Consider the following 11,258-nt stretch of genomic DNA (forward strand, 5'->3'; position numbering starts at 1 on the left):
GGCGTACGCGGCGCGCGACATCCTGCCGCCGCTGCCCGCGCCACCGCCGCCGGTCGCCACACCGGGCGCCGCCCCGGTGCTCGGTGGCGGCACCCCGCCCGCGCCCGGAGTGGAGGTGGCCGCGCTGGAGTTTCTGATCGGCGATACGGCGGCGTGCGCCCAGCGGCTGCTGGCGGACGCGCTCTCCACCTGGCATCCGGACGATCCGCCGCCGCCGGCGCTGACGCCCGCGCAGGATGCGGTACGGCTGGCGGCGGCCGGCCCCGGACCGGAGATATCGGCGCGGCTGGCGGCCGGTTCGGGACGCGAGGCGCGGGGCCTTGCGCAGGCCGTACGGGCCTGGGAGCTGGGCGGGACGGCCGGGCTCGCGGTCCTGGAGGAGGAGTGGACACCGGAGCCGGAGGCGCTGGCGCGGGCGAACGACCGGCTCGCGGCGGCCTGGGAGGACGGCGAGACCCGGCCGCGGCTGCGCGCCGCCCGCAACCGGTGGACGGTGGTCGGCGGCGATGCCCAGGTGCGCTACGGGCGGGACGGCCGCTGGTGGCCGTATCGCAAGGAAGGCGGACAGTGGGTGCCGGCGGGCCCGGCCACGGATGATCCGGCGGGCGCGCTGGCGGGGTTGTCGGCGGAGGGGTGAGCGGCTGGAGGTGAGGGCGGTGGGGCGGGTCAGGCGCCGGCCGCTCCCGCCGCCTGGTGTGCGGCCGCTGGCCGTACGAGGATCTCGCGCCGGTTGGCCACGCGGGAGTCCGGTGGTGTGGAAGTCCGGCGGCAGATCGTCGCCGCGGAGCACCGTGACCGCTCCCGCGCGGCCCGCCCTCCGGAGGCGATACGGGCCGTGCAGGCGGGGCCGGCCCGCAGTGGGTCGGAGGGGCTGCGCCGGATGCCGGCGCTGCACGGCGGGCGCACGGACGGGCCGGAGATCGCGCCGAATCTTTGGGCCGGTATCGGGCTTGTACGGGGCGGGGCGGGTACCGCGCTGGTGGGCAGCCATATGGAGGTGGCGGAGCGGATCGTGGAGTACCGGCGGCTGGGTATCGGGGACTTCGTTCTCTCCGGGCAGCCGCATGCCGAGGAGGCGTACGGGTTCGGGGAGGGGGTGCTGCCGGTGCTGTGGGAGGCCGGGGTGTGGCGGCATCCGGCCGCGTCGGCCGATGATTCCGTGGCTGCCGCCCGGATCTCGTTGCGGCCAGGGTGGGCGCCGGGGCCGGTCCGGCGGGGCGTCGCGGGACCCGCCCGGCTCAATCCTCCCCATCCGGCTGCGCCGCGCCGCCGCTCATGATTCGCTGAACCGATCCCCCACCGCCAGGCAAGTCGCCCGCAGCAGGAGGACCAGTGACCGGTACTTCGCAGCACGCGCCGCACCACACGTCGAACGCACGGCCGCCGCGGACCGCCGACGAGACGGACAGCGCCTCGCACCACCCGGGCCACCAGGACCGTCAGGACCGGATTCCCCCGTATTACGAAGACCGCTCGCCGGGCAGCGGGGCGCTGCCGCCCCGCGCCTGGTACGCGCGATCGGATGCCGACCGGCTCTCGTTGCACGGCACCTGGCGGTTCCGGCTCTCCGCGAGCGCCACCGCCGAGGACGACGCCTTCGCCCGGCCGGACTTCGACGATGCGCAGTGGCAGGATCTGCGGGTGCCCGGCCACTGGGTGCTCAAGGGACGCTTTGATTCCGAAGGCTCGTACGAGGGCGAGGGCGGCGCGCGGCGGAGCGGGGCGCCCGTGTACACCAACACCGCCTACCCCTTTCCGGTCGATCCGCCGCGGGTGCCGGACGAGAATCCGACCGGCGACCACCGGCATGTCTTCGATCTGCCCGAGGGGTGGGGCGAGGGGCCCGCGGTGCTGCACTTCGGCGGGGTGGAGTCGTGCGCCCGGGTCTGGCTCAACGGGCAGGAGCTGGGGCACTTCAAGGGCAGCCGGCTGCCGCACGAGTTCGAGGTCGGGCATCTGCTGCGGCCGCGCCGCAATGTGCTGGCGGTGCGGGTCCATCAGTGGTCGTCGGGCAGCTATCTGGAGGACCAGGACCAGTGGTGGCTGCCCGGCATCTTCCGGAACGTCTCGGTCCACCGGCGCCCCGAGGGCTCGGTCGTCGACCACTTCGTCCATGCGGGATTCGATCACGTCACGGGGCAGGGCACCCTGCGCGTGGAGTGCGAGCCGGGCGGGCGGGTGACCGTACCGGCGCTCGGCCTCGATCTGGCGACCGGTGAGAGCGCATCGGTGCCGGTGCACCCCTGGACGGCGGAGCGGCCGCACCTCTACGACGGGGAACTGGCCACCGCCGGCGAGCGGATCCCGCTGCGGATCGGATTCCGTACGGTCCGCGTCGAGGACGGACTGCTGAAGGTCAACGGCCGCCGGATCCTGCTGCGCGGCGTCAACCGCCATGAGTTCCACCCGCGCTACGGGCGCACCATCGGCCCCGAGACGATGCGCCGCGATCTGCTGCTGATGAAGCGGCACAACATCAACGCGGTGCGCACCAGCCACTATCCGCCGCACCCCGCCTTCCTCGATCTGTGTGACGAGCTGGGCCTGTGGGTCATCGACGAATGCGATCTGGAGACGCACGGTTTCGCCCAGCAGGGCTGGCGGGACAATCCGGTCGACGACGAGCGCTGGGAGCCGGCGCTGCTCGACCGGGCCCGCCGGATGGTCGAGCGGGACAAGAACCACCCCGCCGTCGTGCTGTGGTCGCTGGGCAATGAGTGCGGCACGGGCCGCGGGCTGTCCGCGATGGCCGCCTGGATGCGCGAGCGCGACCCGTCCCGCCCGCTGCACTACGAGGGCGACCGCAGCTGCGCGGACACCGACGTCTACTCCCGGATGTATGCCGATCACGCGGAGGTGGAGCGCATCGGGCAGCGCGCCGAGGAGCCGCTGTCCGATCCGGTGCTGGACGCCCGGCGGCGTGAACTTCCGTTCATTCTCTGTGAGTACGCACATGCGATGGGCAACGGGCCGGGCGGGCTGAGCGAGTACCAGCGGCTGTTCGAGGCGTATGAGCGCTGCCAGGGCGGTTTCGTATGGGAGTGGATCGATCACGGGCTGCGGCAGCTGACGCCCGACGGTGAGGTGTTCCATGCGTACGGCGGGGACTTCGGCGAGGAGCTGCACGACGGGAACTTCGTCTGTGACGGGCTGGTCTTTCCCGACCGGGTGCCCTCCCCGGGCCTGCTGGAGTTCAAGAAGGTCATCGAGCCGGTGCGGATCGAGGACGGGACCGACGACGACGGCGCTGCGAGCGCGGTCCGGATCACGAATCTGTACGACTTCGCCGACCTCGGGCACCTCGGCTTCCACTGGAGGTACGAGGTGGCGGGCGAGGGGCGCGGGCACGGATGGCTGGAGGTGCCGGCGCTGGCACCCGGTGAGTCGGCCGTGCTGAAACTGCCGACGGTGTCGCCCGGGGAGGGCGCCGACGGGGAGGCGATCTGGACGGTCCGGGCCGTATTGGACGAGGACACCGCATGGGCGCCGGCCGGGCACGAGGTCGCCTGGGGCCAGCTGCCGGCCGCGCCGCGCCCCGCCGTCTCTCCCCCGGCGGCCACCGCCGCACCGCGCCGCGGTGAGGGCAATGTGATCGTGCTCGGCCCGGGGACCTTCGACGCGAGCACGGGGGCGCTGGGCTATCTGGACGGCGTGCAGATCGGCGGCCCCCGGCTGGACGTCTGGCGGGCGCCGACCGACAACGACGAGGCCGCGCCCTGGCAGCCGGAACCGCGGCCGGCCACCGAGTGGCGGCGGCTCGGGCTCCATCGGATGCGGCACCGCGTCGATGCCGTCGAGACCGGAGCGGACGCCCTGGTGGTACGGACCCGGGTCGCGCCGGCCGGGTCGCCGCTGGCGCTGCGCACGGTCTACCGCTGGACGGCCCAACGGGACGTACTGCGGCTGGAGTTGACCGTGGACCCGGAGGGCGACTGGCCGGGTCCGCTGCCGCGGCTCGGGGTGCGGATGTCGGTGTGCGGCAGTCTGGGGCGTGTGGAGTGGTTCGGCGGCGGCCCCGGCGAGGGCTATCCGGACACCCGGGCCGCGGCGCGCGTCGGCCGCTGGTCGATGCCGGTGGACGCGCTGCAGACGCCGTATGTCCGGCCGCAGGAGAACGGCGCGCGGCCCGGTGTGCGCTGGGCGCAGCTGACCCGTACGGACGGCTCGGGCATGCGGATCGAGGGCGACCCGGACTTCTTCTTCACCGCCCGCCGGTGGTCGGCCGAGGAGCTGACCGCGGCCCGGCACACCACGGATCTGCGGCCCGGCGAGGACCTGTGGCTGCATCTCGACCATGCGCAGCACGGCATCGGCAGCCAGTCGTGCGGGCCGGGGGTGCTGCCGCAGCACCGGTTGGAGGTGGCGCCGGCGCGGTTCTCGTTCGTGTTCTCGTCGCTGCGCTGAACGCCTCTGGACGGCGCCGCACCGAGGGCCGTGCCGGGCGGCCCGCGGGGTGCCGACCAGGGGCGTTGTCACTGGCCGGGGCTACGATCCGAGGTGGGGAAAGGCGCGAGGAATCGCGAGGAACACCCCCTGGACGGCAAGGCGTCCAGCAACGCACCGAAAGGTTTGCACCATGGTCAGCACGTCCCCGCCGCTCGCCGAGGCCCTCGCCGCGGGGCCGGTCGTCCTCGACGGCGGGCTGTCCAATCAGCTGGAGGCCGCCGGGCACGACCTGAGCGATGCGCTGTGGTCGGCCCGGCTGCTGGCCGAGGAGCCGGAGGCCGTGGTGCAGGCGCATCTGGCGTACTACGAGGCCGGGGCGCAGGTGGCGATCACCTCCAGCTACCAGGCGACGTTCGAGGGGTTCGCGCGCCGCGGCATCGGCGCCGAGCAGGCCGCGACGCTGCTCGGCCGGAGTGTGGAGCTGGCCCGCGAGGCGGCCGGGCGGGCGGTGGCAGGCGGGGTCGCGGGGCCGTTGTACGTCGCCGCGTCGGCGGGCCCGTACGGGGCGATGCTGGCGGACGGTTCCGAATACCGCGGCCGCTACGGCCTGTCGGTGGCGGAGCTGGAGCGGTTCCACCGGCCGCGGCTGGAGGTGCTGGCCGCGGCGCGGCCCGATGTGCTGGCGCTGGAGACCGTGCCGGACGCCGATGAGGCGCGTGCGCTGCTGCGGGCGGTGCGGGGGCTCGGTGTGCCGGCCTATCTGTCGTACAGCATCGCGGGGGAGCACACCCGTGCCGGGCAGCCGCTGGAGGAGGCGTTCGCCCTGGCGGCGGACGTGGACGAGGTGATCGCGGTCGGGGTGAACTGCTGTGCACCGGACGATGCGGACCGGGCGGTGCGGCTCGCGGCGCGGATCACCGGCAAGCCGGTGGTGGTCTACCCCAACAGCGGGGAGAGCTGGGACGCCGAGGCCCGGGCCTGGTGCGGCAGCCCGGCGTTCGGCACGGACCGGGTCGCCGGCTGGGCGGCGGACGGCGCCCGGCTCATCGGCGGCTGCTGCCGGGTGGGCCCGGACGTGATCGCGGAGCTGGCGGCCGGCCTGGGCGGCTGAAGCAGCGCCTCGGGAACGGGACCGGCGGCCGGCTCAGGAAGAGGGCCGGCGGTCGGCCCGGCTCAGGATGACGACCGGCGATGGGCCCGGGCCTGGATGACGACCGGCGATGGGCCCGGGCCTGGATGACGACCGAGGGTGGGCCCGGACCTGGACGCGGGCCGAAGGCGTTACACAGACGCAACCCACGCGGCGGCGACAGAACCCCTGGTCGATGGCAGTATCAGGCCAACTCGCAGCACGCCCGGATTGGTTGATCTTCATCCCGCTCTGGAGGGCCCGTGTCCGCTCGCTCCGCGTTGCCTGTCATAGCCGTTGCCGCGGCCGTCGCCGTGCTGGCGGGGTGTACCAGCACCAAGTCCGACGGGAAGAAGGGCTCCGGCGGTGAGGAGCTGATCTCCTCCGGCACGCTCAAGACCTGCACCCACCTTCCGTACGCGCCGTTCCAGGTGAAGAAGGACGGCAAGGTCGTCGGATTCGATGTGGATCTGGTGGACCTGGTCGCCAAGGATCTGGGCGTCAAGCAGGAGATCGTCAATACGCCCTTCGAAGGCATCGAGACGGGTCAGGACTTCAATATCCGCAAATGTGACCTGGCCGCCGCCGGCATGACGATCACGTCCGCGCGGGACAAGGTGATGGACTTCTCCGACCCCTATTTCAATGCCACCCAGGCGCTGTTGACGAAGCAGGGCAAGCCCTTCAAGAAGATCGAGGACCTCAAGGGCAAGAAGCTGGGCTATCAGAAGGCCACCACCGGCGGGATCTACGCCAAGAAGCATGGCAAGGGCGTCGAGCTGGTGGAGTTCGAGGATCTGGGGCTGCTGCTGACCGCCGTGAAGTCCGGCCAGGTCGACGCCGGCATCAATGACAACGGCGTGCTCTTCGACTATGTGAAGCAGAACCCGGACACCAAGGTGACCGCGGAATTCAATACCGGTGAGCACTACGGCATCGGCGTACGCACCGGCAATGACGCACTGCGCAAGAAGATCAACGCGGTGATCAAGAAGGCCAAATCCGACGGAAGTTACGACCGGATCTACAAGAAGTGGTTCGGCACCACTCCGCAGAGCTGAGGCCGGTCCTGATGCCACTTTCCAAAAGACGGCGCGCGCGGCTGGTCCGCGGCGTGCAGTACGGCGTCCTGGTCGTCGCCGTGGTGGTCTTCGCACTGCTCGCCGACTGGCACCAGCTGCGGATGGCGTTCTTCGACGTCGAGGTCGCCAAGGCGCTGTTCCCCGACATCATCACCACGGCGCTGGTCAATACCGTTCTCTATACCCTGCTCGGTTTCGGGTTCGGTCTCGCCCTCGGGCTGGTGCTGGCGCTGATGCGGCTGTCATCGGTGCCGCCGTACCGCTGGATCGCCGTCACCTATATCGAGTTCTTCCGCGGGATCCCCTGTCTGCTGGTGTTCATCGCGCTCGGCTTCGGTGTGCCGCTGGCCTTCGAGGTGGCGCTCGATATGAACATCACGGTGATGCTGTCGCTCGGTCTGGTGGGCGCGGCGTACATGGCCGAGACCATTCGGGCCGGTATTCAGGCCGTGCCCAAGGGGCAGACGGAGGCGGCGCGTTCGCTGGGTATGTCGCACGGGCGGGCTATGGTCTCGATCGTCATCCCGCAGGCGTTCCGTATCGTGCTGCCGCCGCTCACCAATGAATTGATCCTGCTGACCAAGGATTCCTCGCTGGTGTATCTGCTGGGTCTCTCGCTCACCCAGTTCGAGCTGGCCAACTTCGGCCGGGACGCGCTCAATGAGCACAAGAGCCTGACCCCGATCCTGATCGCCGGACTGCTCTATCTCGTGATCACCCTCCCGCTCGGCCAGCTGGTCCGGCGGCTGGAAGCGCGTACGGCGAAGGCCAGGTGACCCGCATGACAACGGACCGGACCACAGCGGCCTCCGAGGACACCAAGGCCATCGATGTGCAAGGGCTGCGCAAGTCGTTCGGCGAGCTGGAGGTGTTGCGCGGGATCGACTTCTCAGTGGCGCGCGGTGAGGTGGTGTGTGTCATCGGGCCCTCGGGGTCCGGGAAGTCGACGCTGCTGCGCTGTGTGAATCTGCTGGAGGAGCCGAGCGCGGGCCGGGTCACGGTGGCCGGCACCGAGGTCACCGACCCGGACGTGGACATCGATCTGGTCCGCCGCCGGATCGGCATGGTCTTCCAGTCCTTCAACCTCTTTCCGCATCTGACCGCGCTGGAGAATCTGACGATCGCTCAGCGACGGGTGCTGCACCGCGATCGCCCCGAGGCGGAGCGGATCGCCCGCGCCAACCTCGAACGGGTTGGGCTGAGCGACAAGGCGTCCGCCTATCCGGCGCAGTTGTCGGGCGGACAGCAGCAACGGGTGGCCATCGCCCGCGCGCTGTCCATGGACCCGGAGCTGATGCTCTTCGACGAGCCGACCTCGGCGCTGGACCCGGAGCTGGTCGGTGATGTGCTGGCGGTGATGCGCGGGCTGGCGCAGGACGGTATGACGATGCTGGTCGTCACGCACGAGATGAGCTTCGCGCGGGAGGTCGCCGACCGGGTGGTGTTCATGGACGGCGGGGTGATCGTCGAGGAGGGCACTCCGGAGCGGGTGGTGGGCGCCCCCCAGCACGAGCGGACCAGGACATTCCTGGCCCGGGTGCTGGATCCGGCGGCCGCCGAGGTGAGCGAGGTCGCGGACACCGGCGCGGCGGGCTAGGTGTATCGACCCGCAGCGTTGTTTACGCGGCTGGTCGATACACCCAGAGCATGCCGTACGGCAGGAACCATCGAGCGGCGCCGCTGTCAGTGCCGGCCGGTATGTTACGAGCGATCTGTGGCCGGCCGACGAGAAGGCACCATGACGCACCTCCCGAGACCTTCGACCGAAGCGATACTCGATGCCCTGCCGGGCCTCGCGCCTTTTGCGCGCGAGGCCGTCGTACTGCACCCCGAGCGGGGGGAGCCGGGCCCGAGGGACAGTTCGATCGGCGGCCCGCTGCTGTGGCCGAGTGACGAACCGTGGCCCTTGTGCTCCTTGCCCGACGAACCGAACTCCGAGGGCCTGCCCGCCACGGCAATGGTGCCGGTCGCCCAGATCTTCGAGCGTGACGTGCCGGGGCCGTGGTGGCCCGCCGGCATCGACCTCCTGCAAGTGCTGTGGTGCCCCAACGAACACTGGGATCCCCCCGCTCAACAGGCCGATGTCAGCCCGGTCGTCGAGCTGCGCTGGCGTCGAGCCGCCGACGTGGACAGCTGCTTGGTGGCCCCTCCGCCGCCGTCACGGCACTCGGAGGACGGTTATCTGCCCCAGGCGTGCACGTTCACCGGTGAGCTACTGACCGACTTCCCCTTCCGCGAGGAAGTGCCCCCGGAGCTCCAGCCGGCCCTGGCGGAGCTGGTGCGCACGACCGGTGACGGCGGCGACGTGATCACCCGTGTCGCGGGATGGAAACTCGGCGGATGGCCGACCTGGCACCTGACGTATCCCACGGTGCTGCGTTGCCGCACGTGCGACACGGAGATGACGCTGCTGTTCACCGTGGCCAGCGACGCCGTGACGGAGGTCATCGTAGGGCGGTGGGGCGACCTGCGGATCTTCACTTGCCCCGTCGACCACCGTCATCCCTTCGAGGTGGATCTGCACTGAGTCGATCGGGCTCGCCCTCGCGGAACGATCACCGGACGGGAGCCGGGGCGTCGGCCGCCGATCGGCCGCAGTTCACCCGCTGTTGGGGCGACGGGGCAACGCTGGGAAGGCTGTGTTCCCGCGTCCGCCCTGGAGGTTCGATGTCCCTACGTCAGCTGCGCCGTCCGCTCATGGCGGCGCTGCCGCTCGCGGTGCTCGCCACGGCCGTGGTGCCGGGCCGGACCAGTGCCCAGGCCGCTCCGCCGCCGGCCGTGGTCACCGGGTCCGCGCGGCTGGCGGCGATCCCGCTGGGCGAGTTCAGCAATGCGCTGCTGCCGGGCAGCGTCGGCAATGACCGCGGGGTGAAGCTGGGCGGCATCGGCAGTGATGTCTTCCCGGCCGGGCGGGCCGGCGAGTTCTGGACGGTCACCGACCGCGGTCCCAACGGCCAGATCAAGGTGGACGGCAGCAAGCGGCGGACGTTCCCGGTGCCGGGCTTCGACCCGGCCCTGGTGAAGATCAAGGTGCGCGGCGACCGGGTCACCGTTCTGGACGCGCGGCCGATCACCACCCGTTCCGGCAAGGCCGTCACCGGGCTGCCGAATCAGCGGAGCCGGGACGAGGCGCCGTACACCTTCGATGCCAAGCAGCCGCTGTCGTACGACCCCAACGGCCTGGACACCGAGGGCGTGGTGCGGGCCGCCGACGGCAGTTTCTGGCTGGCCGACGAGTACGGCCCGTCACTGGTGCATGTGTCGGCGTCCGGCCGGGTGCTGGCCCGTCATGTCCCCCAGGGGCTGCATCTGACCGGCACCGACTACCCGGTCGTCGAATCGCTGCCCGGTCTGCTGCAAAAGCGCAAGACCAACCGGGGTTTCGAGGGGCTGGCGCTGCTGCCGGACGGCGATCTGGTGGCGGCCGTGCAGAGCCCGCTGTCCCACCCGGACACCGCGGCCGGTGTGGAGCCCCGAGGGCATGAGGGAGAGTCCCGTACGGTCCGGTTGCTGCGCTTCTCGCCCGGCAAGGGCGCGGTGACCGCCGAGTACGCGTACCGCTTCGACCCGGTCGGCGAGGTCGATCCGGGCGAGGACGACACCTCCGAGCTGAAGATCTCCTCGGTGGTGGCGGTGGGCCGCAACCGGCTGCTGGTGGAGGAGCGCACCGACAAGGCCGCCCGGGTGCAGCGGGTCGAGCTGGCCAAGCGCTGGGACATTCTCGGCTCGCGCTGGGACGATCCGGCGACCAGCCCGTCCCTGGAGCAGTCCGGCGGCCGTGCGCCGGTGCTGCCCAAGCGGATGGTCGTCGATCTGCGCGAGGTCAAGGGCGTGCCGAAGAAGATCGAGGGCATCGCGGTCAGCGGGCGGCGCACCCTCACACTCGTCAACGACAACGACTTCGGCATGACGGACGGCCCTGACGCTTTCGACGATCAGGGCCGTCTCGTGGACAGCGGGGTGCCGACGACGGTGGTGACCGTGCGGCTCAGGACAGCGGCTTGGTGAGCTTCTTGGTGCCGGTGCTGTTGCCCGTCAGGCTGCAGCTGACGGTCTTGATGCCGAGCTTGTAGCCGTTGAGGGTGGGGTACTGGACGTAGGTGCCCTCGGCGGTGCCGGCGGGCTGCCGGGCCGCCTTGCTCTCCAGCTCGTTGCGGCAGAGCGAGGACGCCTTGTTCCTGATGCCGGTTTCGGTGGTCAGCCCCGCGTCGAGGCGGTGGGTGGTGACGACCTCCGCATCGTGCGGGCCGTTGCAGGAGGCGGAGTCGTTGTTGCCGCCGCCGCCCGCCGGCCGGTCGTAGCAGTCGCCGACCTTCAGCAGGTAGAAGGGGATCTTGCCGTCGGTGGGCGACGGCATGGTGCTCTCGAAGTCACTGCTGGTGGGCGAATCGGAGGGCGAGGGGTCGTCGGAGGGCGTCGCGGACGCGGACTCGGACGGGGTGGCGCTGGTGCTCGAACTGGACGTATGAGCACGGTTGTTGGTCTTGTCGTCGCTGTTGGCCAGCACGACGACGGTGATGACGGCGGCCAGTGCGACCACGCCGCCGCCGATGATCGCGGCGATGACCTTACCGTTGCCGCCGCCGTTGGGCGGGCCGGGCGGCTGCTGCCAGCCGCCGGGGCCGGCCGGGCCTCCCGGCCCCGGGGGGCCGTAGCCGCCC

At 71.3% G+C, this 11,258-nt stretch carries 8 protein-coding genes and 2 pseudogenes; 9 read left to right on the forward strand and 1 reads right to left on the reverse strand.

What is annotated here, in order from left to right; genetic code table 11:
- From DY245_RS36320 to DY245_RS36360, 9 genes and pseudogenes are all read left to right on the forward strand, one after another.
- Positions 1–637 (forward strand): annotated as a pseudogene (locus DY245_RS36320) (SWF or SNF family helicase); the annotation flags it as partial.
- Between the two features lie 180 nt (positions 638–817).
- Positions 818–1,150, forward strand: a pseudogene (locus DY245_RS45520) (LLM class flavin-dependent oxidoreductase); the annotation flags it as partial.
- 182 nt (positions 1,151–1,332) lie between these two features.
- Positions 1,333–4,404, forward strand: coding sequence for a glycoside hydrolase family 2 TIM barrel-domain containing protein (locus DY245_RS36330; RefSeq protein WP_128511360.1), 3,072 nt, complete (start codon positions 1,333–1,335; stop codon positions 4,402–4,404).
- Between the two features lie 172 nt (positions 4,405–4,576).
- Positions 4,577–5,497, forward strand: a complete 921-nt coding sequence (gene mmuM / locus DY245_RS36335) for a homocysteine S-methyltransferase (RefSeq protein WP_128511361.1) — start codon at positions 4,577–4,579, stop codon at positions 5,495–5,497.
- Between the two features lie 281 nt (positions 5,498–5,778).
- Positions 5,779–6,576, forward strand: coding sequence for a basic amino acid ABC transporter substrate-binding protein (locus DY245_RS36340; protein ID WP_128511362.1), 798 nt, complete (start codon positions 5,779–5,781; stop codon positions 6,574–6,576).
- Positions 6,577–6,587: 11 nt separating this feature from the next.
- A complete protein-coding gene (locus DY245_RS36345; RefSeq protein WP_128511363.1) occupies positions 6,588–7,373 on the forward strand; it encodes an amino acid ABC transporter permease in 786 nt (261 codons plus the stop codon).
- 5 nt (positions 7,374–7,378) lie between these two features.
- Positions 7,379–8,194 (forward strand): amino acid ABC transporter ATP-binding protein, encoded by an 816-nt coding sequence (locus tag DY245_RS36350; RefSeq protein ID WP_128511364.1) that lies wholly within the window; start codon positions 7,379–7,381, stop codon positions 8,192–8,194.
- A gap of 141 nt (positions 8,195–8,335) precedes the next feature.
- Complete coding sequence (locus DY245_RS36355; protein WP_181924032.1) at positions 8,336–9,124, forward strand: hypothetical protein; 789 nt, start codon at positions 8,336–8,338, stop codon at positions 9,122–9,124.
- A gap of 140 nt (positions 9,125–9,264) precedes the next feature.
- Complete coding sequence (locus DY245_RS36360) at positions 9,265–10,605, forward strand: esterase-like activity of phytase family protein (RefSeq protein ID WP_128511365.1); 1,341 nt, start codon at positions 9,265–9,267, stop codon at positions 10,603–10,605.
- Here the strand turns inward: DY245_RS36360 and DY245_RS36365 are convergent.
- A partial coding sequence (locus DY245_RS36365) for a hypothetical protein (RefSeq protein WP_128511366.1) occupies positions 10,586–11,258 on the reverse strand: 673 nt, incomplete at its 5' end. The genes DY245_RS36360 and DY245_RS36365 overlap by 20 nt on opposite strands.

The sequence above is a fragment of the Streptomyces inhibens genome, from assembly GCF_003389455.1.
Lineage (GTDB): Bacteria > Actinomycetota > Actinomycetes > Streptomycetales > Streptomycetaceae > Streptomyces > Streptomyces inhibens.

What these genes read in the sequence shown, in the direction of transcription:
- mmuM (WP_128511361.1), top strand. Translation starts at nt 4,577, where the DNA reads ATGGTCAGCACGTCCCCGCCGCTCGCCGAGGCCCTCGCCGCGGGGCCG.
- DY245_RS36345 (WP_128511363.1), top strand. Translation starts at nt 6,588, where the DNA reads ATGCCACTTTCCAAAAGACGGCGCGCGCGGCTGGTCCGCGGCGTGCAG.
- DY245_RS36350 (WP_128511364.1), top strand. Translation starts at nt 7,379, where the DNA reads ATGACAACGGACCGGACCACAGCGGCCTCCGAGGACACCAAGGCCATC.
- DY245_RS36355 (WP_181924032.1), top strand. Translation starts at nt 8,336, where the DNA reads ATGACGCACCTCCCGAGACCTTCGACCGAAGCGATACTCGATGCCCTG.
- DY245_RS36360 (WP_128511365.1), top strand. Translation starts at nt 9,265, where the DNA reads ATGTCCCTACGTCAGCTGCGCCGTCCGCTCATGGCGGCGCTGCCGCTC.